This is a genomic window from Thiocapsa sp. UBA6158, assembly GCF_002423035.1.
Taxonomy (GTDB): domain Bacteria; phylum Pseudomonadota; class Gammaproteobacteria; order Chromatiales; family Chromatiaceae; genus Thiocapsa.
Window position 1 is genome coordinate 74,952 of sequence record NZ_DIUM01000047.1, and the last position, 24,494, is coordinate 99,445.

Here is a 24,494-nt window from a genome sequence, read left to right on the forward strand (position 1 = left end):
GCGCGGGCAGCGATCGGACGCAATTGACCGAGCTACCACAATCGCGCAACGCCGAAGGTATCGAACAGGATCTCGTTGCTGACCAGGGTCAGCCCTTCGATCTGCGCCTGGGCAATCAGCATCCGGTCAAACGGGTCCCGGTGTGTGCCGGGCATCAGGCCGGCACGCCGGGCGTGGTCGACGCCGACAGGAAGATGGAAAAAGTCTTGGGAATCTAGGATCTCGGCAAGGTGCTCGATGACGTGAATGGCTCCCGGCAGCTTACCGATGCGCACCTTGGTGGCGATTTCCCACGCCGAAGCAGCACTGACCAGGACGACGGTCTGTTGGTTTGCGATGGCTTCGCGCGCCGGCAACGACAGCTGCACATCGCCGTCCAGCCACCACAGCAGGGCATGGGTGTCGAGCAGGAGTCGCATCTCGCTCATTCCCAAGCGCGCAGCTCATCCTCCGGCAATGGATCGAAGAATCGTTCATCCACCTTTGCCTTTCCGCGCAGCGCGCCGAAGCGCCGACCGCTTGGCTGTTGCTCGATCGGGGTCAACCGCACCAGCGGTTGACCGGCCTTGGCGATCACGATCTCCTCTCCGCGACAGGCCCTGGCGATGATCTTGGAGAGTTGAGTTTTCGCTTCGTGGATGTTGACCTGGAGAGCCATCGCTGTGCCTTCATTAGCTAAGGTTTAGTGACCAAGTCTAGTCTGCGGGGCCTCCGGGCTGCAATGGACTTCGTTCAGCCCGCGGCTCGGGTTTGTCCCGAGCCGCATCTTGCCGCATCATGCGCGACCGCGGATTCAGTGAGCGCAAGACGACGGCATGACGGAAACCACGACCTACAACGCGGAGGGCCTCGAGCGCCTGCCGCTGAAGGATTTTACCGAGAAGGCGTATCTGGACTATTCCATGTACGTCATCCTCGACCGCGCGCTGCCCCATGTGGGCGACGGGCTCAAGCCCGTGCAGCGGCGCATCCTCTACGCCATGTCGGAGCTCGGGCTCTCGGCGGCGGCCAAGTTCAAGAAATCCGCGCGCACCGTCGGCGACGTGCTGGGTAAGTTCCATCCGCACGGGGATTCGGCCTGTTACGAGGCGATGGTGCTGATGGCGCAGCCCTTCAGCTATCGCTATCCGCTGGTGGACGGGCAGGGCAACTGGGGCTCGCCGGACGATCCCAAGTCGTTCGCGGCCATGCGCTACACCGAGTCGCGTCTCACGCCCTACGCGGATCTGCTGCTCGACGAAGTGGATCAGGGGACGGTCGACTGGCAGCCCAATTTCGACGGGACGCTCGAGGAGCCGAAGCTGCTGCCGGCGCGTCTGCCGAACCTGCTGCTCAACGGTGCGACCGGGATCGCGGTCGGGATGGCGACCGACATCCCCTCGCACAACCTGCGCGAGGTCGCCCGTGCCTGCATCCATCTGCTCGATCATCCGGACGCGACACTCGAGGATCTGATGCGCTTCGTGCCGGGGCCGGATTTTCCGACCGCGGGCGAAATCGTCACCCCGCGCGAGGATCTCGCGAAGATCTACCAGACCGGCGGCGGGAGCCTGAAGCAGCGCGCCGTCTACGAGGTCGAGCGCGGCGAGATCGTGATCACCGCCTTGCCCTATCAGGTCTCCGGCAGCCGTGTCCTGGAGCAGATCGCGCAGCAGTTCAACGCCAAGAAGCTGCCGATGATCGAGGACTTCCGCGACGAGTCCGATCATGAGTTCCCGACCCGATTGGTGATCGTGCCGCGTTCGAATCGCGTCGATGTCGACCGGGTGATGTCGCACCTCTTCGCCACGACCGACCTGGAACGCAGCTACCGGGTCAACATGAACGTGATCGCTCTGAACGGTCGGCCGCGCGTCATGACCCTGCGCGACATTCTCGTCGAATGGCTGATGTACCGCACCGAGACGGTCCGGCGGCGCTCGCAACATCGTCTGGACAAGGTCCTCGAGCGTCTGCACCTCTTGGACGGCCTGCTGATCGCCTTTCTCAACATCGACGAGGTGATCCGCATCGTCCGTACCGAGGACGAGCCCAGGCCGGTGCTCATGGAGCGGTTTGTGCTCTCCGAGGCCCAGGCGGACTATGTGCTCAACACCAGGCTGCGTCAGCTCGCGCGTCTGGAAGAGATGAAGATCCGCAGCGAGCAAGCGGAGCTGGCCGAGGAGCGCGACGCCCTGCAAGCTATCCTGGGCGACGAGTCGGCGCTCAAGCGGCTGATCTCCGAGGAGATCACCGCCGATGCGGAGAAGCACGGCGACCCACGGCGCTCGCCGCTGGTCGCACGCGCCAGCGCGGCGGCGATCGACGAGATCGACCTGGCCCCGAGCGAGCCGGTAACCGTGGTCCTCTCCGAGAAAGGCTGGGTGCGCGCGGCCAAGGGGCACGAGGTCGATCCGGCCGGGCTGAGCTACCGCTCCGGTGATCGATTCCTCATGGCGGTGCGGGTGCGCAGCAGTCAGACCGTTGTCTTTCTCGATTCAACCGGACGCAGCTATTCATTGCCTGCCCATAGCTTGCCCTCGGCGCGCGGCCAGGGCGAGCCTTTGACCGGGCGGCTGGATCCGCCCGCCGGTGCGCGTTTCGTGGCGGTGCTGGGCGAGGCGCCCGAGAGTCGGGTGTTGATGGCCTGCGATGCCGGATACGGGTTCATCGCCCGGATGGAGGACCTCTATGCCAAGGCCAAGGCCGGCAAGGCGGTCCTGAGCCTGCCCAAGGGCGCGGAGGTTTTGAATCCGCTCGCGCTGACCGCGGAGGAGGGCGGCTCGGAGTGTGCCAGGCTCGCGGCCGTCACCACCGCGGGCCATCTACTGCTGTTTCCGGTCTCGGAGCTTCCCGAGATGCCGCGCGGCAAGGGCAACAAGATCATCGGCATCCCCTCGGCCCGGGTCGCGGCACGCGAGGAGCTGGTGATTGCGCTCGCCGTGGTCCCGCAGGGCGGGAGTCTCGTGTTGCTCTCGGGCAAACGGACGCTGACCTTGAAGCCGGCCGATCTGGATGTCTACCAAGGTGAGCGTGGGCGCCGCGGGCGTCTGCTGCCGCGGGGGTTCCAGCGGGTGGAAGGCTTATCCGTCGCCGTCGGGCCGTAGGGGCGTAGGTGCCTCCTCGTTCCGATACGCCTCAGCTCATATAGCTCAGGGCTTCATCGCCCGGATGCGGCAACCCCGCGATGCGCCACGCCTGGCGGCAGGAGCCGAAGAGCCGACGTACCGCATCGCGCTCCATGCCGTGTGTGCGGCAGATCTGCGATACCGGCGGGATGGCGCCGTAGGTCATACGGTGCTCGCGCAGGTAGTAGATGATCGACCAATGGTCGGGGCCGAGCGGCCCGATCTCGTCGATCTCCGCCATGACGCGGGCCATGCCGGCGTTCCAATCCGTCGGGTCGATCAGGAACCCGTCCTCGTCGACGGGAAGGGGGCGGTGCTTAGGCGGGGTGTGGGTGCGAACGGCGGTATGAGTCATCGTGATTATCCTTGGTCTTTGATGGATCATTTATTTTTATGGCAGCATTAGCTGGTTTCTCACTGACGAATATAGTCAGAATTGAGGGCGCGTCAACCCCCTGATTGGCGAACCGATTCATCGAGGCCATCCTTGTGTCCGAGTGCCGTATTGATTTGCGGTGATGTCGGCGGGATGGGTCAGAGCTGAATCTGGTGATGCTGCAGCGGGTAGCCGCGATCGCGGTAGTAGCGGAAGCGCTCGCGCCCGGCGAGGCGGGCGGCGGGGTCGTGGTCGATGGGCTCGCAGAGGCGCTCGAAGCGGCCGAAGAACTCCGGGACCTCGCTGGAGAGGTTGATCAGGACCTGATCCTCGGTCTCGGGCGAGCCGTCGCCGCTGATGAGGACGGGTGTCAACTCAGGGTCGGTTTGACCGACCCGTCCGTGGGGCAGGAAGCTGTCCTCGCGGAAGGTCCAGAGCAGACGATCCAGATGTTGGGCTTGCCCCGGGTCGGGACAGTGGATCAGCACGCGTGCGCCGGTCCCGCGGATTCGTTCGACGAGGCGGCAGACGAGGAGGAAACGATCGCCGCCGCTGTTGCCGTCCAGGCTGTAGAAGTCGATTCTGGTCATGGGTTAAGGCGCGTCCGGTTTGGCATCTGCTGTGGTTGTTTGGGTCCGACTTGGCGCGAGTCCGCGATCATTGTCGCCGACGCGCCTTAAGTCTCGGGATGGGGTTAGTATACGAACAGCATGTCACTTCTTCGCGGGGTTGTGTCCTCGGCGCGCAGAAGCCGACCGATCAAGCCCCGATTCGCAAGGACCACCGAACAGACTCCCGAGCACCCATGGCCCACGATTCGCTCACCGCCTGTCTGGAATGCGGTCTGCTCCAGCGCATCCCGGAGGTGCCGCCGGGCGGGTCGGCGCAGTGCGTGCGCTGCGGCGGCACGATGCACCGTCATCGGCCGGATAGCCTGAACCGGACTCTGGCACTCACGATCGCAGGGCTCGTCCTTTTCGTCGTCGCCAACAGCTTCCCCTTTCTGTCGTTCGAGATGCAGGGCAGGGGGACCCAGACGACGCTGATCACGGGCGTGGTCGATCTCTATCAAGGCGGCAATTGGCCGATTGCCGCGGTGGTGCTCTTCACGAGCATCCTGGCGCCGGGTCTGCAGTTGGCGCTCTTGTTGGTGGTCTTGGTCCCGTTGACGATGAACCGGATGCCCCCCTGGTTGCCGACGCTCTTTCGATGGGTCCGGACCCTGGTTCCTTGGGGGATGATGGACGTCTTCATGGTCGGAATCCTGGTAGCGGTCGTCAAGCTCGCCGACATGGCCTCGATCGTTCCGGGTGCCTCGCTTTTCGCGCTTGTCGCGCTCATCTTTGTCCTGGCGGCTGCGCAGGCGGCCCTGGATCCCGATCTCGTCTGGTCACGCGTGCCGATTGCGGGCGGTTGCACGCGTCTGTCGCGCCACGGCGAGGATCACGTCTCCTGCGATGTCTGCGAGCTCCTGGTTCTGCCCTCCGAGGCCGTAGCCGACGGCGATCGTCTGCGCTGTCCGCGTTGTACCGACGTCCTGCACCGGCGTAAACCTCAGAGTCTGCAACGGACGTGGGCGCTGTTGATTGCGGCGATCGTCTGCTACATCCCCGCGAACATCTTGCCGATCATGTCGGTGACGTCGCTCGGACGCAGCCAATCGGATACCATCTTTACCGGTGTGTCGTTCATGTTGGATCACGGGATGTGGTCTCTGGCCCTCGTGATCTTTACCGCGAGCATCTTCGTTCCGCTGCTGAAGCTGTTGATCTTGATCTTCCTTCTCGTGTCGGTTCAATGGCGATCTGCCTGGCGTCCTCGGGAAAGAACCAGTCTCTATCGTGTCGTCGAGACGATCGGACGCTGGTCCATGGTCGATGTCTATGTGGTCACCATCCTGGTCGCCTTGGTGCGGCTCGGTAATATCGCGAGCGTCCAAGCGGAGCTTGGCGCCATCTTTTTTTGCGCGGTCGTGGTCTTGACCATGCTCGCGGCCATGTCGTTCGATCCCAGGTTGATCTGGGACGCGATGGAGCAGGGACATGTCGGAGATCGAGAACGGCCGTGCGGGGCCGCCCTTGCCGAATCCCCTTGATGGCGCGCCCGCGGCGATCGTCAAGGGTCGCAGCGGTGTCTCGCTCGTCTGGCTGATCCCGATTGTGGCCCTGTTGATCGGGGTTTGGCTTGCGGCCAAGACTTACGCCGAGCGGGGACCCACGGTCACGATCGAGTTCAGGACGGCCTCGGGGTTGGAGGCCGGTACGACCAAGGTCAAGTTCAAGGATGTCGACATCGGCCAGGTCACCTCCATCGACGTGAGTCCGGATCTGAAGAGCGTCATCGTGACCGCCGAGCTCAAGCATGGCTCGGAGCAGTTTCTGACCGAGAAGACGCGCTTCTGGGTCGAGCGCCCGCGGGTGACCGCCAGCGGTGTCTCGGGTCTGGAGACCCTGCTATCGGGCTCCTTTATCGCAATCGATCCGGTGCGCGACGGAAAAGCAGTGTTTGAGTTCAAAGGCCTCGAGGAGCCGCCGCTGTTCACGACCTCGGAGGCGGGGACACGATTCTTGTTGCGCTCGCCGACCTTGGGGTCGTTGAACGTCGGTGCTCCGGTCTATTACCGCCAGATTCAGGTCGGTCAGGTCGCGGGGTTTGCGCTCGACGAGGACGGGGAGGCGGTCGGCATCGACGTCTTTGTCTTCGCGCCGCATGATCGGTTGGTGTCGACGAGCACTCGGTTCTGGAACGCGAGCGGGATCGATTTCTCCTTGACTGCAGCCGGCGTGAAGGTGGATACCGAATCGCTCATGTCGGTTTTGATCGGCGGCGTGGCCTTCGATACCCCGGACACCATCGATGCGCCGGGCCAGCCTCCGAGCGCGGATCATGTGTTCCCGCTCTATGCGAGCCGCGACAACGCCCATGAGAAGACTTACCTGCATAAAGAGCGCTATCTTCTCTTCTTCGAAGGCTCGGTGCGCGGTTTGACTGTCGGCGCACCCGTCATGCTGCGTGGGATCGCGATCGGGAAGGTTCTCGATATCCAACTCCAGCTCAGTGTCGAGGACCTGCAGTTTCACATCCCGGTCTTGATCGAGGTCGAGCCCGAGCGGATCGCGGTTCGCGGTGACCGCGGCGCACTCGAGGAGACGGGCATGATCAGGCAGTTGGTCGCCAAGGGCCTGCGTGCCCAGCTCAAGACGGGCAGCCTCATCACGGGCCAGCTCTATGTCGAGCTGGATTTCTACCCGGATGCGTTGTACGCAGTGCTTGCAAGAGAGGGCGATTACGAGGTGCTGCCGACGATCTCGGGCTCGCTCGAGGCGCTGACCAACAAGGTCACGGCGATCCTCGATCGGCTCGATGCCTTTCCGTTCGATCGGATCGGAAAGGACCTGACCGACACGCTCGCCGGAGCGAGCGAGATCGTGAACTCCGCAGCGCTCAAACAGGGTATCGTGGAGCTTGAGAAATCGCTGGCCGAGATCCGTGCGCTGGCCGAGCAGCTCAACACCGGCATTGCGCCCGAGCTTGCCGAGACCCTGCGTCAGACCACTGCGACCTTACAGGGTGTGCGCCGGATGATCGAGGAGGGCTCCCCCATGTCCGTGGAGCTGCGACGCTCGCTCAACGAGGTCTCGGGTGCGGCGCGATCGCTGAAGGTCCTGACGGACTATCTGGAGCGTCACCCGGAAGCCCTGCTCAGGGGCAAAGGAGGAGGTCGATGAAGGTGCGCGGATTTGGGTTGGCCCGCGTGGCTGTGGTCGCCGTCGCCGTCCTGGTCACGGCGGGCTGTGCGACCTCGCCGCCGTCGAGCTTTTACACCCTCACGCCGATGCGCGCGACGCCCGACTCGGGCGGTCCGCCGAGCACGGCGCTGGGCGTCGGGCTTGGTCCGGTGAACTTTCCTCAGTTTCTCGACCGACCCCAGATCGTGACGCGCGATGCCGGCAACCGTCTGGCCATCGACGAGTTCCATCGTTGGGGCGGGAGCATCCAGGACGATTTCCTGCGGGTCTGGATCGAGAACATGTCCGCCTTGTTGGGCACGACCAGCGTCTTCGCCTTTCCCGGCGAGGTCCGTATTCCATTGGCCTTCCGGGTGACGGCCGACGTGCTCGCCTTCGAAGGGACTTACGACGGGTACGCCGTGCTGCGGGCGCGCTGGATCGTGCTCGACCATCGTACGGATCAGGTTCTACGCGTGGAGGAAACGCACTACCGTCGCCCGCTCGCCGAGCCCAAAGACGAGGGTGCACTCATCGCGGCGATGAGCGAGACCTTGGGCGATTTCAGTCGGGATGTTGCGGTGACCCTGAAGCAGCTCCCGAAGCCGAAGCCGCCGGCAGCCGAGCAGCCGGACGATCGCGACGGTGCGCTGCGGATCCGCTGATTCGCATTATGGGATTCGCGGCCCCGACGTGAGTCCGGCCCCGCATGCCGGCTGTCTGCACTGATTGACCTCGACGGTGATGTGGAGCAGGCCGGTCATGCCCGAGAGCAGACCGCGATAGTGGTCCACGGGTCGCGGGTAATGGGTGACCAGCGACAGGATGCAGGCGCGTCCGGCCGGTGCGATCCGCCAGACGTGTAGATCCGCGATCTGGTTGTCGGCATCGGCCTCGATTCGCCGGCGTATCTCCTGCTCGATCGCGCCGTTGTCACCCGCGTCGAGCAGCACCTGTGCGCTCTCGCGAGCGAGCCCCCAAGCCCAGCGGCCGACCAAGGCGGCGCCGACGATCCCCATCAGCGGGTCCATGAAGGCCCAGCCGTAGAGCATACCCAGCGCCAATGCGACCAGCGCCAGGACGGATGTCAGGGCATCGGCGATGACATGCAGATAGGCCGCCTTGAGGTTGTGATCCTGGATGTCGGCGAGCCCGCGATGATGGTCATGTGCATGATCGTCGTATGCCTGATGGCGATCGTGCTCATGCTCATGCGAATGATCATGCCCGTGATGATGGTGTTCATGTCCGGAGTGGCCCAACAACCAGGCGCTGAGCAGATTCACGGCGAGTCCGAAGACGGCGACGATCATCGCCTCCTCATAGCGGATCTCGACTGGATCGACGAGGCGGCTCAGTGATTCGAACAGCATCCAAAGGGCGCCGGCGGCCAGCAGCAGCGCGCTCGTATAGCCTGCGAGCGAAGAAACCTTGCCGGTCCCGAAGGTGAAGCGCCGATCCGCCCCGCGCTGCCGTGCGAAGGCGTAGGCATAGGCGGCGATACCGAGCGCCGCGGCGTGACTGCCCATGTGCCAGCCGTCCGCCAGCAGGGCCATCGAGCCTGTGATCCGGCCGGCAACCAATTCGACGCACATGGCCGCGAGGGTGAGACCCACGACCCAGCGCGTCCGACGCTCTGCATCCGCCTGGTCGGCAGTCGCGAAGTCGTGGCTGTGACCCCAGTCGCTGATGTCGTGTGTGTGCATAGGCATCTCGCCTGTGATCGAAGCCGCTATCGAATCCGAATTCTTAGCTCCTAGCTCCTAGCTCTTAGCTGATAGCCGAGAACTCATCGCCGACCACCGATGACTCCTCGCCCCGACATCAGGACTCCGCCCGAGACCCCTCGCCGATCCACTCATAGGTCTCGACCGTCGCCGGATCGCATTTGCTGCAACCCGAGCTGCATCCGGCCGAACCCGTGATCCGACGGACCCGCCCCTTGCGCTCCAGAATGGTCAGCATGCCGCGCAACGCATCCGGACTGGATTCGAAGCGATAGGCCAAGTCCATCAAGCCGACCCGGCGGTGCTGCGCGAGATAACCGGTGAGCTCCGAGAGGATCATGCTGCATCTCCTTGGTGATGGGGCGAGTGTGTCGATCCGAACCGGCCGCTAGGCCCCTTCGCGGACCAGCCCGGTCGGCCGCGGACCTCCGCGTTCCGCACTGATCCGCATCCCGATGACCACCACAGCGAAGAGGGCCAGCATGCCGGCGATCCAGGCCGCGGAGCTGGTCGGATCGCGCGCGAAGATGGCACTCTGATAGAAGACGGTGGCGACGATATAGCCGAGCCCGGTCGTCCAGAGCACCGCAAAGACCGCCCAGCCCGGCGAGGTCTCGCGATAGATGGCCGCAATGGCCGCGACACAGGGCGCATAGAGCAGGATAAAGAGCAGATAGGCGAAGGCGCCGGCGGCCCCGTCGAAGCGCGAGGCCATGGCCCCGAAGGTGCCCGTGGTGATCGCTTGAGACTCGGCCAGCGCGGCCGTGTCGGTCAGGTCGCCGACGTTTAAGCCCATCGGATCCTCCCAACTGCCGAGCGCATCGGCGAGGTTCGCGGGAACCGTCGCCAAGGCGCCGAGCAGACCGGCCTTCAGATCGAAGTGCGTCGCCTCTTCGGTCTCGCCGGCATCCGCGACCGCGAGTGCCGAGTAGGCCGCATCCAGGGTGCCGACCACGGCCTCCTTGGCCAGGATGCCGGTGAAGATGCCGACGGTAGCCGGCCAGTTTTCGGCGTCCAGACCCATGGGGGCAAAGGCGGGCGAGAGTGTGCGCCCGACCTCGGCGAGGACGGACTTGTCGCTGTTCTCGTTGCCGAAGGAGCCATCCGTGCCGACGCTGTTCATGACGTTGAGCACCAACACCATGGGGACGATGACCTGACCCGCCCGGACGACGAAGCCGCCGGTGCGGTCGAGCGTGCACAAGGCGACGCCTTTCAGGGTCGGAAGATGATAGGGCGGCAGCTCCATGATGAAGGGCGTGGCATTGCCCTTGAGCAGGGTGTTCTTCATCACGAAACCGGTCAGCACCGCGACCGCGATGCCGATCAGATACAGCCCGAAGACGACGTTTTGCCCCCCGACCGGGAAGAAGGCCGCGGCGAAGAGCACATAGACCGGCAGACGCGCACCGCAGGACATGAAGGGCGCCATCAGGACCGTCAAGGTCCGGTCGCGTTGGTTCTCCAGGGTCCGGGCGGCCATGATCGCCGGCACGTTGCAGCCGAATCCGACCAGGAGCGGCACGAAGGATTTGCCCGGCAGGCCGATGGCGCGCATGAAGCGATCCATCACGAAGGCGGCACGCGCCATGTAGCCCGAGTCCTCGAGGATCGACATGAAGATGTAGAGGAAGGCGATGATGGGGATGAAGGTCGCCACCACCTGAATGCCGCCGCCGATGCCGTCGGCCAGCAGCAGGACCAGCCAGGCGGGGGCACCCAGGCCGGCCAGGACATGGGCCGTCCCGTCTACGAAGAGCGTGCCGGCGGCCTGGTCGAAGACGTCGATGAAGGCCCCGCCGAGGTTGATGGTGAACATGAACATCAGATACATCACGATCAGGAAGATCGGGATGCCGAGCATGCGATTGAGCATGACCCGGTCGATGCGGTCGGAGAGGTTGCGCGAGACCTTGCCGACCTGCGTCACCGTAGACTGGGTCAGGGCGTGGGCGAAGCTGTAGCGTGCATCCGCGATCAGGATGTCGAGATCATCGGCCTGATCGCCGAGCAGCGCGCGGACCTCGTCCGGTCTCGCCCGGTCGCCGACCAGACGCTGCGCCAGATCGTCGCCTTCGAGCAGACGGGCGGCAAGCCAGCGCGGAGAGTCGCCGTTCTCGCGAGCGATCGGCGCGACACGCGGCACGAGTGCGGCGATCGCCTTCTCGAGCAGAGGCTGATAAGGGATCTCGATCTGCGGGATCGGATGGGTCATCTGGCTTTCCAGCAGAACGCGCTTGAGATCCGCGATGCCGGAGCCGGTGGCGGCCGAGATGGGAACGACCGGACAGCCCAGACGCTTGGCGAGGGCGGCGACGTCGATCGTCATGCCCCGCTCGCGGGCCACGTCCATCATGTTCAGCGCCACGACCAAGGGGCGCCCCATCTCGATCAGCTGAGTGGTGAGATAGAGATTGCGTTCGAGGTTGGTCGCATCGAGGATGTTGAGGACGAGATCCGCCTCGCGATCGTGGATGAAGTCACGTGCGATGCGCTCGTCGAGCGAGAGATCGTGATCCGAGACATCCAGCGAATAGGTGCCGGGCAGGTCGACGAGGTGGACGATGGACCCCTCGAAACGGTAGCGCCCGATCTTGCGCTCCACGGTCACGCCCGGCCAGTTGCCGACGCGTTGACGCGAGCCGGTCAAGGCGTTGAAGAGGGTCGTCTTGCCGCAATTCGGATTGCCGACCACGCCGATGGTCAAGGGTTTGCTCATGGATGGCTTCACGGCTTCGCCGCCGGTTCCGTTCGGCTGGTTGCTCACGTCAGGCCCTCCACCAGCAGGGCGGCCGCTTCGTCCTTACGCAGACTGATCGAGCAGCCGCGCACGCGAATCTCCACCGGATCGCCGAGCGGTGCGACCCGGATCACCTGGATTTCCGCCCCGGGCGTCAACCCCATCGAGAGGAGCTTGCGGCGATAGGCGGGTGCGCCGGCGTCAAACCCCTTGACGCGGCCGTGATCGCCGGACTTCATGTCTCTGAGTGTGGTCATGAGTGCTGCTGCATCGCGTGAACATCAAATGAGGTCGGTTTCCCGGCCGTCCGGACCGGATCTCGGTCGTCGACCGAGCGGTCGGGATTGCGCCGTCAGGCGAGGGGTGCGACTTGGATCTTGGCCGCCATGCCGCCGCCGAGCGCAATGCGTGCCTCGCCGCGGGCAATCAGTAAACCGCCGCCTTGGCGTTGCACGACGGCGAGCTCGGATCCGACGTTCAGACCCAGCTCCGTCAGGCGGGTCGTCAATCCTTTGCCGCCATGCAGTGCGACGATTCTCACGCGGGCGCCTTCATCGGCCATCATGAGCGGAAATCCCTTCACGGGTGGGATGCCCATCATGAGGGACTCATGGCTGACGGGGTTTGAGAGGCCGTGTTGACCGAACATCGTCGATTCTCCAATTCTTGTGGACCCCGGGATCCGGAGGTGTCGCCGAGTTTCAAGGGCGGCACGGCGCTCGCGAGGGGCGTTGAACGTCTGGATGGCTCGGCTGGATGGGCCTATCGCGGGGCGCTGCGATGGCTCGACCGGTAGGCATCCTGTTTCATTAAAATCTTAGTCCAACTCATCTCTAATTGCAAATGATTCTCAACGCGAAGGCGCTCGGCGGTGACGATTCGATCGTCATTCGGGTCGAAAGACGATTCGCCGAGACGCTGTGGCTGTTGCCTATTTCAGCAGCTTTCAGAGCCGCTGCACATGATCGGAATCGGGTTTTCAGAAAGAGGGCGGACCCGCTCACGACAAGCGTGTCGGACATGCCTGCGTTGCCCGCCGCTGGCTGGACGCATCGTCCGGCCCGTCGGGGGGGCTCTCGCATTCACACATCGTATCGGTCGGCGGCCACCGATGGTTTATCCTGTCTTGAGTGCGGTGCTCGCACGCGTCAAGGGAGGGTGGGAACATGGATCTCGGGCGGCGATCTCGGCGCTTCCTCAAGGTCCCTTCGTTGAATACGTTGCGGCTGCGTCCTTACGGCGATAGCCTCGCGACACCGGCCGTTGCGGTTTGGCTCGGCTTCGCCCGGGTCATCATCCTGCTGATGGCCGGCATCGAAGGCATCGTCTGGGGTTTCGTCGGTGCCTCGATCGTCCCGCAGGCTGCGACCTGGCTGCGGCCGGTCGCCGGTCTCTTCATGTTCGTGCTCATGTTCGCGATCATCTGGATCGTCGACGCCTCTCTGATCATGTCCGAGCGTCCGACCCGCGCCCGGGGTGCACCCGGGGGCGTCCTGCGTGGCGCTCGGCCGGAGGAGCGCGGTGCGGGTGCACGCTGGTTTTTCGGTCTGCTGGTTCGGGTGCTGATCGTGGCGGTCTCGCTCTATGTGACCGCGCCCTTTCTGGCCAAGCTGATCCGCGCCGACGACATCGAAAGCTACCACCAGCGCCTGGTCGAGCAGTATTACGCCCAACGCGATGCGGCTTTCCAAGCGCAGGTCGCCGTGCGTGCCCAAGAGATCGAGGCGCGCTACGGTGGGCTGATCGCTCCACTGGAGGAGGAGGTCGAGCGTCTGAATCGCTCGCTCGATGCCGAGCGGCAACGCCGTGATCAAATCGCGGCCGAGTACGCCCCGGAGATCACGGTGCTGCGCACCGAGCTGGCCGCTGCACAGGAGCGCCTCGGCGACGAGATCCACGGACGCGGCGACCGGCCGGAAGGCTATGGTCCGGAGGCGCGCAAGTGGGACGCGCGTGTCAATGCGCTCGTCGCCGCGCTGGCCGACAAACAGGCCGAGATCGATCGGCGCATCGCCGAGGTCGCGCAGACGATCGCGGATCAAGAAGAGCGTCTGCGTGCGCGCACCGACGAGCTCCAACGTATCCGTCTGGAACAGCAGGAGCGCATGGACCGCATCCGTGCCGAGGTGGCCGCCGCGCAGCCCGAGGAGCGGCCGCCGCGCTTGACCTTCGCGGCACGCTCCAAGGCCTTGCAGGCGCTGCGGATGAGCCCGGACGAGGCGGGCGTGCCGCACTTCGAGACGGTCGACGGCTTTGCGCAGGCGGCGCTGGCGATTCTCTTCTTCTCGCTGATCGCGCTCAAGCTGTTCGAGCCGGCCGCGGTGCGTGCCTACTTCAGCGAAGCCTTGCAGTACCAGTACCGTAAGTATCTCGACGGCGCACTGTCCGGGATCCCCGGTTTCGCCTGCCCGGAGGATCCCGCACAGCGCCTGAGCCCGGTCGAGTTCGCGCGTCTCTGGCAAGGCTACGAGCGCGATCCGGAGGGTCACTTCGCCGAGCAGGAGGCTCGGCTGGCGGCCGCCGAGCCGATGCGGACGCGTTTGGCGGAAGAGTCGGTCGCCGAGACCCTCGTCGAGCGTCGTCGCGAGAACCTCGATGGGGAGCTGGATCTGGCGCGGCGCCGTCGCGAGATCGAGGTCGCGGCCTACGAGAACGAGCAGCGTCTGCGCGCCGGCGAGCTGCGCGCCCGGTTGGCCGACGAGACGCGCGCCCAGCACCATCATCGACGCGCCGAACTCGAGCATGAGCTGCAGCAGGCGCGCGAGTCCTGGGCCTTGCAGAAGGCCCGGGACGAGGAAGACCTGCGCGAGCGCATGGCCGCCTTCGAGCGTTCCATCGAGCTGGCGCGCGAGGACCGGCGTCTGCGCGAGAAGGAGATGGAGATCCGCCGTACCCAGCGCGAGGAGGAACTGCGTCAGGCCGATGTGCAACGCCTGCACCGTCATCGAGTCGAGGTCGCGGAGCTGGAGGCACGCCGCCGCCGGGAGGAGCGTCTGGAGCGTCTTGCCGGGATGCGAGAGGAGCTGAGTCGTCTGCGTGAGCTGGAGACGCGCGACACGACCGAGGCCGCAACACTGCGCGAGGCCGGCTACCGTCTGAAGGACGCGATCGACGCCTTGAGCGGGAAGATCGGGTCGAGCGAGAGTGCGCTGGCATCGGCCCGCGGGCGGATGGCCGAGCTGAAGCGGATCGCGGACGGCCGCACCGAGGACCTCGGCGAGACAGCAGGGTCCTCCGGCGGCGGCTTTTGGTCACGCAGGGAGCGTTCCGAGGACGGCAAGAGTGCTCGCGAGGCCAGGCGTGAGATCAAGTCGCTCGAGAAATGGCTGCGCGATGAGACCGAGCGCTTAGACCACTTGCGCGAAGAGCGACGCGCCTTGGAGGTGCGTCGGATCACGCACGAGGATCAACTTCGCGCCATCGAGGAGCGACTTTCGGGCGTCCGCTCGCGCATCCTCTTCCACGAAGACGCGATCGGAACCCTGTTGACGTCGGAGCGAGCGGTGGCCGACGCTCCAGAGGTCTAAACCGCGTCCAGAGCGAGATGCTGATTTTCGAGTGAGTTCGCCGTTTGGTGCATTCACGGTCCTCAGCGGTGACGCGGTTTGAAATGATCTTTTTTTAGTCTCTTAAACCGCGCCGACTCCGGCGGTCGTCACGTCCGCCGGGGCCGATCCCATCGAAAAACATCGCATAGCGCGCCGGGCGCGGTTTAGGCGACAGTGCTTCAGGGTTCGACATCCATGACGACGCTCGACAGCTACGATCAAATCCCTTACGAGAGTTTTGCGATCCCGGAGACCCATCCGGACTATCTCGCGACGCTCGGGCGGCTGCTCGGCCTGACCACGGCGGATCCGGAGCACTGCCGGGTGTTGGAGCTGGGTGCGGCGAGCGGCGGGAATCTGATCCCGATGGCCTTTCATCTGCCCCGGAGCGAATTCGTCGGGGTCGAACTCTCCGCCGAGCAGGCCCGGCGCGGACAGGCCATGATCGCCGAGCTTGGACTCACCAATCTGCGTCTGCTCCATCAGGACATCCTCGCTGTCGAGGAGACGCAGGCCCCGTTCGACTTCATCCTGGTCCACGGTGTCTATTCCTGGGTCCCGGATGCGGTCAAGGAGCACATCCTGCATCTCTGCGGTCGGCTCCTGAGCGAGCGCGGGATCGCCTATGTCAGCTACAACGTCCTGCCGGGCTGGCGTCAGCGCGGCATGTTGCGCGACATGCTTCTGTTCCACTGTCGCGGCGCAGCGGCGCCCGGCGAGCGTCTGAGCCGAGCACGCGATCTGCTCGATCGGCTCGCCCGCGGGATCTCGGTCAAGCATCCGGACGGTCAGCCGCGACCCGAGGCCGAGACGCTGCGTCGCGAGGTCGAGTATCTGCGCACCGCCCGCCCGAGCTATCTCTATCACGAGTATCTGGAAGAGACGAACAGCCCCGAGCTGTTCAGCGATGTCATGGCGCGGGCGCGTCGTCACGGGCTCGCCTTCCTCGCCGAGTCCAAGCTGCACACCATGTTCGCCTCCACGCTCGGGGCGGCGGCCGAGGCCGCGCTCGACGGGCTCGGCGGTCAGCTCGTGCAGGAGCAGTACATGGATTTCCTGCGCCTGCGGGCCTTTCGGCAGACCCTGTTCGTGCGCTCGGATGCGCAGCCCTGTCTGGAGATCGATCTGGAGCGACTCTACGACTTCTCGATCCATGCCGATCTAACCCCTTTGCAGCGGGTCCATCTGAACCGCGTGAAGCGCCAGGAGTTCGCCACGGCGGACGGTGGTCGTCTGCAGGTGGAGCATCCCTTGACCAAGGCCGTTCTGGAAGGCCTCGCGCGGGTCTATCCCAATGCGATGCCGTTGGCTCCTCTCCTGGACACGGCGGCAAAAGAGGTCGCCGGGGCCGGCGGGCGGCGCTATGCGGACGAGCGGGATGCCTGCTTGAGCGAGCTCTTCAACCTCTATATCTCGCAGGGGATCGGGCTGACTCGGCGCGCCGCCCGTTGGCCGCACCAGGTCGGCGCATGGCCTCGGGCGACGCCTTTGGCACGCGCGCAGGCGGCATCCGGTGAGGGACATGTCGCGAGCGTACGCCACCGCAGTCTCGGGCTCGATGCCTTGTCCGCCCGTCTGCTCATGCTGCTCGACGGCACGCGTGATCTGAACAGCCTGTTGACTGACCTTGCGTCCGAGATTCGGACCGACCCGAAATTGGCCGCGGTGTCGGGATCACCGGGCGAGGGCGAGGGCTGTTCGGAGCAGATCGCACCGGCCAGTCTCGAGCGCCTGCTCGGCATCTTCGCGCGCGCCGGCCTGCTTGTTGTGGACGCGCAGCCGAGCGATTCGGAGCCGGCGGCGCAAGGACGCAACGGCTCGACCGACGGCTGACCGCGGAGGTTCCGCCGTGACACGGCCCGGGTGGTCTCGGTGAACGGCGTGCTGCTCAAGCCGCTTGCGGCGCTCGGCGCCGTTGTGCTTCTGCTGGCGGGCGGTCGAGCCGGGTTGGATGCGCTCATCGATACCGCGCCGCCGCCCGACATGCGTATCGCCACCTCGACCCTCATGCTGGACCGCGACGGGCGTCTGCTGCGCGCCTTCACGGTTGCCGACGGACGCTGGCGTCTGCCGGTCGATCTGAATGCGGTCGATCCGACCTATGTGGCGATGCTCCTGGCCTACGAGGATTGCCGATTCGAGTCCCATCCGGGTGTCGATGCGCTCGCCCTCATGCGCGCCGGCTGGCAACTGCTGAGCCAGGGAGGTATCCGTTCGGGCGGCTCGACCCTCACTATGCAGCTGGCACGGCTGCTGGAGACGCGCTCGACACGGGACGCGGGCGGCAAGCTCAGCCAAATCCGCACCGCACTCTGGCTGGAGCGACGTCTCGACAAAGACGCCATCCTCCAAGCCTATCTGACCCTCGCCCCCTACGGCGGCAACCTCGAAGGCCTGCGCTCGGCCTCGCTCGCGTGGTTCGGCAAGGAGCCGCGACGCCTGACGCCGGCCGAGGCGGCGTTGCTCGTCGCTCTGCCCCAGTCGCCCGAGACACGCCGGCCGGACCGGCTCCCCGAGGCCGCCCGTCGGGCGCGCGATCGCGTGCTCGAGCATGTGCGTCTGGCCGGGGTCATCGACGCGGACGAGGCCGCCGCGGCCCGTGCCGAGCCCGTCCCGACCGCACGCTTGGATGCGCCGATTTTGGCGGCGCATCTGACCGATCGGTTGAGGCGCGCGCATCCCGAGCGCGCAGTCCATCGCCTCACTCTGGATGCCGGCCTGCAGGAACGGCTCGAGCAGCTCGCGAACGCGCGGTCCGCGGCGCTCGGTCAGCGGGTCTCGATGGCGATCCTGGTCGCCGATCACGGGCGCGGCGGGATCCTGGCCAGCGTGGGCTCCGCCGGCCTGTTCGAGACCGCTCGGCAGGGTCATGTCGATATGACGCGCGCAGTGCGCTCGCCCGGCTCGGCACTCAAGCCGCTCATCTACGGGCTGGCCTTCGAGGATGGTCGCGCCCATCCGGAGAGCCTGATCGAGGATCGCCCCAGCGCCTTCGGCGCCTATGTTCCGGCCAATTTCGACCTGGGGTTTCAAGGAACGATCACGGTGCGTCGGGCGCTTCAGCTCTCGCTCAATATCCCGGCGGTCAAGCTGCTGGATGCGGTCGGACCGGCGCGTCTGGTCGCTCGGATGCGCCGAGCCGGTGCGCGTCCGGTACTTCCCGATCTCAGCCCGCCCGGACTCGCGGTCGGCCTAGGCGGGGTCGGCGTGTCCTTGACGGACCTCGTCGGCATCTACGCGGCGATCGCGCGCAGCGGCCGGCCGGTGATCTTGCGGGAGACCCTCGACGAAGCAGGCGCGGACTCCGGATTGCTCGGCGTCGTCGGAAGCGGCGCGGATGTCGGGGCGCCCGTCCTCGAGGCGCGTGCGGCCTGGTATGTCGCCTCGATCCTCGCCGGTGCGCCGGCACCGACCAACAGCGCGCCCGGGGTTCTCGCCTTCAAGACCGGGACCTCCTACGGCAATCGCGATGCCTGGGCGATCGGGTTCGATGGGCGCCATGTGGCCGGCGTCTGGGTCGGTCGTCCGGACGGCGCGCCCGTGCCCGGACTCGCCGGCATCGACGCTGCCGCCCCCGTGCTGGTGGAGGTCTTTGCGCGTCTCGGTCCGACGACACCGCTCCCTGCCGCGCCACCCGGCATCCTGAGCAGCACCTCCGCCGAGCTGCCCCCGCCGCTGCGTCGCGTTCAGGATCCACGTGCCGCCTCGCGCGACCCATCGCTCGGCGGGGTCCAGGCCCCGCAGATCGCCTATCCGCCGGAGGGCGCGCGCGTCGAGCTGGGTCTCGGGCGAGGTCGGGCCGCCGATCTGGTCTTGCGGGTTCGCGACGGTGTCCCACCCTTCACCTGGTTCGTCGACGGCGCGCCGGTCGTGCGCGAACCCTTTGCCCGAACCGCCCGTTGGACGCCCGACGGCCCCGGCTATGTGGCCATCTCGGTCGTCGACGCCCGCGGCGGTGCCGCGAGGGTGAGTGTATTTCTCGAGTAATCTGGCGTTCGGGAAGATTCACCCTCACAATTCAGGATCCTCGAGGCCGGAGTCCGGCTACCGGCCATCTCGGAGCCCGTCATCATGAAACCGATGCAATCCGCCATGACTGAGACCCTCTCGTCCCGGCGCACCACGGCCCTGCTCTGGGCCGTTGCCGGCCTGCTGCTCGTCGCCGTTGTCGCGGTCGCACTCTATAAGGCTTGGCCGCTGCTGAATCCGACGCTGGTCGAGGTTGCGTCGCTCGATCCGAGCTGCGACCTTCGTACCGGCGCCTGTGCCGTTCGGTTTGCCGGTGGGGGTAGCGTGCGCTTTGCGATCGAGCCGCAGAGCATCCCGGTCGTCACTCCGCTGCGGCTTGCCGTAGATACAAGCGGTTTGGATGTCCGCGCCGTGGAGGTCGATTTCGCGGGTGTCGACATGAACATGGGGTACAACCGCGCTGCGCTTGAGCCGGCTGGTCCGGGCGTCTACGCAGGGCAGGGAACCTTGCCGGTCTGCGTGCGCGCGCGCATGGAGTGGGAGGCGAGGGTGCTGGTCCACACGGCCGAGGGGATCTTGGCGGCGCCGTTTCGATTCGAGACGCGCAGGGATTGAATCGCATTCGGGATTCCCTGCGTGAGCCGTGTTCGGGCACGCCGAACACTTCGGGCGCGGTTACCGATCCCGATAACGGCATGTCAGGTCGCTGTAGGCGTCGATGCGGCGGTCGCGCAGGAAGGGCCAGAGTCGGCGGACCTGCTCGGTGCGGGCCGGGACGATCTCTGCCAGTAGGATCTGCGGGTTTTGGTCGCAGGCCTGTGCGAGGATCTCGCCTTGGGGGCCGCAGACGAAGGAGTGCCCCCAAAACCGCGCCCCGGCGGTCGCGCCGCTCGGATCCTGCTCGAATCCGACCCGATTGCAGGCCGCGACGGGCAGGCCGTTCGCGATCGCATGACTGCGCTGAATCCCGACCCATGCCTCGCGCTGGCGTGCCTGCTCGTCCGGAGCATCGTTGGGATCCCAGCCGATCGCGGTCGGATAGAGCAGGATCTCCGCCCCGGCCAACGCCATCAGACGGGCGGCCTCCGGATACCATTGGTCCCAGCACACCAACACGCCCAAGCGCCCGACCGAGGTGTCGATCGGCTCGAAGCCGAGGTCTCCGGGCGTGAAATAGAACTTCTCGTAGTAGCCGGGATCGTCCGGGATGTGCATCTTGCGGTAGACACCGGCGAGACGTCCGTCGCTGTCCAGGACCACGGCGGTGTTGTGATAAAGACCGGGTGCGCGGCGCTCGAACAGCGAGGCGACGATGACCACGCCCAGCTGCTCCGCCAGCGCACCGAGTCGCTCGGTGCTCGGACCGGGGATCGACTCGGCAAGATCGAAGTTGGCAGGGTCCTCGGTCTGGCAGAAGTAGGCGCCGTTGTGCAGTTCCTGGAGCAGAACGAGCCGCGCACCACCCGCGACGGCCTCGAGGATTCCCCGCTCGCAGGCGTCGAGATTCGCCGCGACGCTCCCGTGATCGGTTTCCTGCACGAGTGCGATGCTGAACGGGGACTTTGACATGACTCAAACCTCCGAAAACGATGGGTTCGGGTGTGATTAATCGATGCCCGAGCCTTGCTCGACCCGGCCAGGTTGTTGAGCGAATGAGGTCGGGTGGACAAGCGCCGTAGGGCGCGCGGCTTCGATCAAACGAGTGGCCGCCAGCGTGAAAAGGTCGCGGCCTGCCCGAGATGCCGTCCCTCTCGATCGATCAGGTTCCAGACGACGGCCCCATCGATGCGAAATCGCCGACCGCTCGAGGATACGCGCACCCCGCTGTAATGGTCGATGAAGCCGTGGGCCGTCACCTGCGCAAGCAGGCGTGCGCGCTCCTCCCGATCCGGTGCCTCGGCGGTCAAGCGCGAGGGCATCCGTGTCAGCGCCTCCCAATCGAGCTCCAATAGATCCAGGACCCGCCGGTTGCCGTAGGTCAGGATCGGATCGGGCTCGGCATTGTGCGACAGGAGCGCAAAGGGCGCCTCGAACAGCCGCCGTGCGGCCTCGCGGTCGTTCAAGTCGGGATCGATCAGATCGCGCCCCGTGAGGCGTCGATAACCGGCGCATAGGAGTCGGGTATGGTCGCTCAGGAAAGCATTGGACGGGTCGGGGTAGGGGAAGGGCATCGCCTCATGATCCTGTCGGCATTCGAAGGGGCAGGCTCACCGTTTGAGCCTCCGCCCTGTTAGTCTCTGCGGGTTTCGGGTCCGGCAATCGGACCCCTCTGTTCCCGGACCGAGATCGCGCATGGCCAATTTCCAAACTCATCTCAACGGCGGCATCTTCGTGAGCGTGACCGCGGTGCTCGGTTTGCACAGCGCCGGATTGGTCGAGCAGGGCGCAACACTCGACTATTTTGCACTGGGCGTGGCCGGGAGTCTCCTTCCGGATATCGATGCCGATGCATCCAAGCCCGTGCGTGCCTTCTTCAATGTGCTCGGGGTTGCTGTCGCCTTCGCCATGACCCTCCCTCTGATCGGCAAGCTTCTTCCGCTCGAGGTCGCGCTCATCTGGGTCGGCGTCTTTCTCTGCGTGCGCTACCTGATCTTCGAGCTCTTTGCGCGGGCGACGGTCCACCGCGGCATTTGGCACTCCTGGCTCGGGATCGCCGCGGCAGCGCTGGCGACCGTCAACATCGCCTATTGGACGATGGATCGCTCCGCGGAGTCGGCCTGGATCGCCGGCCTCATGGTCGGGATCGGCTACCTGACGCATCTCGTCCTGGACGAACTCTACAGCGTCGATCTCTTGAACAGTCGGGTCAAGCGCTCCTTCGGGACCGCGCTCAAGCCCTTCAGTCTCGCCGATCCTCGGAGCAGTCTCGCGATGCTGGCCGTCGTCGTTGCGTTGGCGTGGTTTGCGCCCGCGCTCGATCGGGGTTTGCTGCCGGCCGAACATCTCCCTCGGATGGCCGTTGTCGTCGCCGATCGTCTGGTCGAGACCCTCAAAGGCGTGATCGAGGGGGCTGGTCCGGTTGTGCAGTCCCTGATCGACTGGATCCGCACGGGAGCGGCCAACCTTTGACCTTTGATCGCGGAGCACCGGCTTGTTGACGTCCACGCTCGCGAGTAGCATCCCCTGCGGCTCGGCGGGGTGCCGAGACCGGCCTCGATCATCCCTTTGCCCACATCGGCCGCCAAATGCGTAGTCAGGCCATCCTGGCCTGACGGAATCAGGGCTGGAAGCCCTGACTACGCAGGGACCGCAAGCAGTTGGACCGAACGATGATCAAGGCCCCGAGACCTCTGTCCCGGACCGAAGATCGAGGTCACCACGCGATGAAATATTCTCTCGGAGCAGTCTGCCTTCTCATGGGCGCCTGGTTGGTGTACCAAGCGTTGGCGCATCGACGCGCCGTGATCGGGGCCCGCGAGCGCGCCGCCGCGCAGAACCGCGAGCAGAAGATCCATCAACACCTTCAAGGCATGCGGTTCGGTCTAGCACCTCTCTATGTGATGGGCGTCCTCTTCACGGGGGTGGTTTTGGCCGCGATCTGGTTCGTCGTCGACCGCGAGCGGGTCTTTTCCGTCCTCGACATCCTCGGGTTCCTGATGGTCCTCGCGGCTTACGCCTTCTGGATGGCCGTGCGGATCCAATACAGCCCGATCGGGTTGGACGCCAAGCAGACCGAGTGAGCGCGTGCAGCGCCGTGCCGCGGATCAGGGTTCGACCGCACCGCCGCCGACGTGCGTCGCCGACGGGCCGATCCGTCCATCGTGAAGACGGTATTGGTGACTGGTGACCGCCCGTCTGAAACTGGCGTCGTGCGAGATGACCACCAAGGCGTGCGGGAGTTCGCTCAGGATCCTGACCAGGCGCCCGCGGGTCTTCTCGTCGAGCCCGTTCCCGGGCTCGTCGAGCAAGAGCACATCCGGTTCCATCGCCAGAACCGTGGCGAGGCTCACCAGGCGTTTCTCGCCGCCGGAGAGCTTGTGCGTCACGCGATCGCGCAGATGGGACAAGTCCAGGCGCGCAAGCGTGCGATCGACGATCTCCAGGACCTCGGCCGTGGATCTGCCGAGGTTGAGCGGTCCGAAGGCGATGTCTTCGGCCACCGTCGGACAAAAGAGTTGGTCGTCGGGATCCTGGAACACCAGGCCGGCACGCCGTCGAACCTCGTGGAACTCCCGCTCGTTGCGGCGCGGCGCGCCGAACGCGACAACCGTCCCCGCCTGCGGACGCAGCAGTCCGACCATGATGTGCAGGAGCGTGCTCTTGCCGGCGCCGTTGGGTCCGGTCAAGGCGATGCGCTCGCCCTCGTCGAGCCTCAGGTTCAGCCCGTTCAGCACCGGCGGGCGGCCGGGATAGGCGAAGCGGATCCCGGTCAGCTCAAACAGCAGCGGCATACGTAAGATCCATCATCAGCAGTCCCGTGCAGGCGACGGCGGTAAGCCCGGCGAAGAGGGCGTCGGCACGGCCGTAGGCGAAGTCGTCGAGCAGATGAAAGCGACCCTGGAAGCCACGGCAACGCATCGCTGCAAGGATACGTTCCGAGCGTTCGAGACTGTGCACCAGAAGCATCCCGACGAGATAGCCGATGCTGCGGTAGGTGTGGAGGGTATTTGCCGGCCGAAATCCGCGCGCCCGCATGGCCGTGCGCAGGCGGGCATATTCCTCGCCGATGACGCCGATGTAACGCACCGTAAAGAAGAGCAGCTGGACCAGGTTTGCCGGCATCCGCAAGCGCGCCAAGGCGTGTCCGAGCGTGACCGCATCCAGGCTGCCGACCAGGGCCAAGAGAACCAAGACGACGGCGTTGGCCTTGAGCAGGATCTCGACGGCCTTGACCAGTCCCTCCGCGCTTGCGGTGAATCCGCCCCATTCGACGATCGGCGTTCCCGGCACGGTGAAGGGCAGCAGGACGAGGATCAACAGCATGAAGCCGTCCATCGCGGCCATCCGTCGCAGCGTCGGGCCGGCCGGCAGACGCGCTGCGAGCATCACCGAGAGGGCCAGACCCACTGCCGTGAAGAGTGTCGCGAGACCGGACAGGGAGACCACGACCAAGGCGAACAGGGCGGCGGCCATGATGCGCAGACGCGGGTCGAGCATTCGGATCGAGCCGTGCCCGGCCCGATCCGACAAGGCGTCGACGATATGCATGTTGACCTCGGCGGGGACGCCCGTCTCGGTGGTTGTGGTTCGGCCGAAGACGGATCGGGCTTCGCCGTTGCGTCGAGTGCGCCGTACCCGCGACCCGTCCGAACAGTCTAAATGAACGGCCCCGGCACCAGCAATGTCGGCCGCTTGTGCG

Annotated in this window: 23 protein-coding genes; 10 read left to right on the top strand and 13 right to left on the bottom strand. The window is 65.6% G+C overall.

The window, feature by feature from the left end; genetic code table 11:
• Positions 1 to 32: 32 nt before the first annotated feature.
• Together B4N44_RS07360 and B4N44_RS07365 are read right to left on the bottom strand one after the other, a co-directional pair.
• Positions 33 to 419, bottom strand: a complete 387-nt coding sequence (locus B4N44_RS07360) for a type II toxin-antitoxin system VapC family toxin (RefSeq protein ID WP_296698671.1) — start codon at positions 417 to 419, stop codon at positions 33 to 35.
• A gap of 5 nt (positions 420 to 424) precedes the next feature.
• Positions 425 to 658: a type II toxin-antitoxin system Phd/YefM family antitoxin gene (locus tag B4N44_RS07365; RefSeq protein ID WP_296698674.1), complete on the bottom strand. Its 234-nt coding sequence runs from the start codon at positions 656 to 658 to the stop codon at positions 425 to 427.
• A 157-nt stretch (positions 659 to 815) separates the two neighbouring features.
• Here B4N44_RS07365 and parC point away from each other — a divergent pair, with 157 nt between their 5' ends.
• Positions 816 to 3,086: a DNA topoisomerase IV subunit A gene (gene parC, locus B4N44_RS07370; RefSeq protein ID WP_296698677.1), complete on the top strand. Its 2,271-nt coding sequence runs from the start codon at positions 816 to 818 to the stop codon at positions 3,084 to 3,086.
• A 31-nt stretch (positions 3,087 to 3,117) separates the two neighbouring features.
• On the opposite strand, the gene B4N44_RS07375 is transcribed toward parC, so the two are convergent.
• Together B4N44_RS07375 and B4N44_RS07380 are read right to left on the bottom strand one after the other, a co-directional pair.
• A complete protein-coding gene (locus B4N44_RS07375; protein ID WP_296698679.1) occupies positions 3,118 to 3,462 on the bottom strand; it encodes a TusE/DsrC/DsvC family sulfur relay protein in 345 nt (114 codons plus the stop codon).
• Positions 3,463 to 3,641: 179 nt separating this feature from the next.
• A complete protein-coding gene (locus B4N44_RS07380; RefSeq protein ID WP_296698682.1) occupies positions 3,642 to 4,073 on the bottom strand; it encodes a DNA polymerase III subunit chi in 432 nt (143 codons plus the stop codon).
• Positions 4,074 to 4,288: 215 nt separating this feature from the next.
• Here B4N44_RS07380 and B4N44_RS07385 point away from each other — a divergent pair, with 215 nt between their 5' ends.
• The 3 genes from B4N44_RS07385 to B4N44_RS07395 are packed head-to-tail and all read left to right on the top strand — an operon-like array spanning position 4,289 to position 7,876.
• Positions 4,289 to 5,578, top strand: coding sequence for a paraquat-inducible protein A (locus tag B4N44_RS07385; protein ID WP_296698685.1), 1,290 nt, complete (start codon positions 4,289 to 4,291; stop codon positions 5,576 to 5,578).
• On the top strand, positions 5,526 to 7,211 hold the full coding sequence (locus B4N44_RS07390) for an intermembrane transport protein PqiB (protein WP_296698688.1): 1,686 nt from the start codon (positions 5,526 to 5,528) through the stop codon (positions 7,209 to 7,211). Before B4N44_RS07385 ends, B4N44_RS07390 begins: the two co-directional genes overlap by 53 nt.
• A complete protein-coding gene (locus B4N44_RS07395) occupies positions 7,208 to 7,876 on the top strand; it encodes a PqiC family protein (protein ID WP_296698692.1) in 669 nt (222 codons plus the stop codon). Before B4N44_RS07390 ends, B4N44_RS07395 begins: the two co-directional genes overlap by 4 nt.
• A 6-nt stretch (positions 7,877 to 7,882) precedes the next feature.
• Here B4N44_RS07395 and dmeF read toward each other — a convergent pair whose 3' ends face one another.
• The 5 genes from dmeF to B4N44_RS07420 all read right to left on the bottom strand — a co-directional run bounded on the left by dmeF (position 7,883) and on the right by B4N44_RS07420 (position 12,327).
• Positions 7,883 to 8,917 (bottom strand): CDF family Co(II)/Ni(II) efflux transporter DmeF, encoded by a 1,035-nt coding sequence (gene dmeF / locus B4N44_RS07400; protein ID WP_296698695.1) that lies wholly within the window; start codon positions 8,915 to 8,917, stop codon positions 7,883 to 7,885.
• A 118-nt stretch (positions 8,918 to 9,035) separates the two neighbouring features.
• Entirely contained in the window at positions 9,036 to 9,278 is a 243-nt protein-coding gene (locus tag B4N44_RS07405) for a FeoC-like transcriptional regulator (RefSeq protein WP_296698698.1), read from the bottom strand.
• Between the two features lie 48 nt (positions 9,279 to 9,326).
• Complete coding sequence (gene feoB / locus B4N44_RS07410; RefSeq protein WP_296698804.1) at positions 9,327 to 11,657, bottom strand: Fe(2+) transporter permease subunit FeoB; 2,331 nt, start codon at positions 11,655 to 11,657, stop codon at positions 9,327 to 9,329.
• Between the two features lie 44 nt (positions 11,658 to 11,701).
• Entirely contained in the window at positions 11,702 to 11,935 is a 234-nt protein-coding gene (locus B4N44_RS07415; protein WP_296698701.1) for a FeoA family protein, read from the bottom strand.
• Positions 11,936 to 12,030: 95 nt separating this feature from the next.
• The gene (locus B4N44_RS07420) at positions 12,031 to 12,327 is read right to left on the bottom strand and encodes a FeoA family protein (RefSeq protein ID WP_296698706.1); all 297 of its coding nucleotides are present in this window, start codon (positions 12,325 to 12,327) and stop codon (positions 12,031 to 12,033) included.
• Between the two features lie 517 nt (positions 12,328 to 12,844).
• On the opposite strand from B4N44_RS07420, the gene B4N44_RS07425 reads away from it, so the two are divergent.
• From B4N44_RS07425 to B4N44_RS07440, 4 genes are all read left to right on the top strand, one after another.
• Positions 12,845 to 15,205: a DUF4407 domain-containing protein gene (locus B4N44_RS07425; RefSeq protein ID WP_296698709.1), complete on the top strand. Its 2,361-nt coding sequence runs from the start codon at positions 12,845 to 12,847 to the stop codon at positions 15,203 to 15,205.
• 216 nt (positions 15,206 to 15,421) lie between these two features.
• The gene (locus B4N44_RS07430; RefSeq protein ID WP_296698713.1) at positions 15,422 to 17,059 is read left to right on the top strand and encodes a methyltransferase regulatory domain-containing protein; all 1,638 of its coding nucleotides are present in this window, start codon (positions 15,422 to 15,424) and stop codon (positions 17,057 to 17,059) included.
• Positions 17,060 to 17,089: 30 nt separating this feature from the next.
• Positions 17,090 to 19,213: a penicillin-binding protein 1C gene (pbpC, locus tag B4N44_RS07435; protein ID WP_296698716.1), complete on the top strand. Its 2,124-nt coding sequence runs from the start codon at positions 17,090 to 17,092 to the stop codon at positions 19,211 to 19,213.
• A gap of 84 nt (positions 19,214 to 19,297) precedes the next feature.
• Positions 19,298 to 19,810: a hypothetical protein gene (locus tag B4N44_RS07440; RefSeq protein WP_349681074.1), complete on the top strand. Its 513-nt coding sequence runs from the start codon at positions 19,298 to 19,300 to the stop codon at positions 19,808 to 19,810.
• A gap of 60 nt (positions 19,811 to 19,870) precedes the next feature.
• Here B4N44_RS07440 and B4N44_RS07445 read toward each other — a convergent pair whose 3' ends face one another.
• On the bottom strand, positions 19,871 to 20,764 hold the full coding sequence (locus tag B4N44_RS07445; RefSeq protein WP_296698719.1) for a carbon-nitrogen hydrolase: 894 nt from the start codon (positions 20,762 to 20,764) through the stop codon (positions 19,871 to 19,873).
• A 125-nt stretch (positions 20,765 to 20,889) separates the two neighbouring features.
• Complete coding sequence (locus B4N44_RS07450; protein WP_296698721.1) at positions 20,890 to 21,366, bottom strand: MEKHLA domain-containing protein; 477 nt, start codon at positions 21,364 to 21,366, stop codon at positions 20,890 to 20,892.
• Positions 21,367 to 21,487: 121 nt separating this feature from the next.
• Here B4N44_RS07450 and B4N44_RS07455 point away from each other — a divergent pair, with 121 nt between their 5' ends.
• Both B4N44_RS07455 and B4N44_RS07460 read left to right on the top strand, forming a co-directional pair.
• Entirely contained in the window at positions 21,488 to 22,264 is a 777-nt protein-coding gene (locus B4N44_RS07455) for a metal-dependent hydrolase (protein WP_296698724.1), read from the top strand.
• A gap of 254 nt (positions 22,265 to 22,518) precedes the next feature.
• On the top strand, positions 22,519 to 22,875 hold the full coding sequence (locus B4N44_RS07460) for a hypothetical protein (RefSeq protein ID WP_296698727.1): 357 nt from the start codon (positions 22,519 to 22,521) through the stop codon (positions 22,873 to 22,875).
• 24 nt (positions 22,876 to 22,899) lie between these two features.
• Here the strand turns inward: B4N44_RS07460 and B4N44_RS07465 are convergent, their stop codons facing one another.
• Positions 22,900 to 23,586 (bottom strand): energy-coupling factor ABC transporter ATP-binding protein, encoded by a 687-nt coding sequence (locus B4N44_RS07465; protein WP_296698730.1) that lies wholly within the window; start codon positions 23,584 to 23,586, stop codon positions 22,900 to 22,902.
• On the bottom strand, positions 23,570 to 24,343 hold the full coding sequence (gene cbiQ / locus B4N44_RS07470; protein WP_296698733.1) for a cobalt ECF transporter T component CbiQ: 774 nt from the start codon (positions 24,341 to 24,343) through the stop codon (positions 23,570 to 23,572). Before cbiQ ends, B4N44_RS07465 begins: the two co-directional genes overlap by 17 nt.
• Positions 24,344 to 24,494 lie beyond the last annotated feature (151 nt).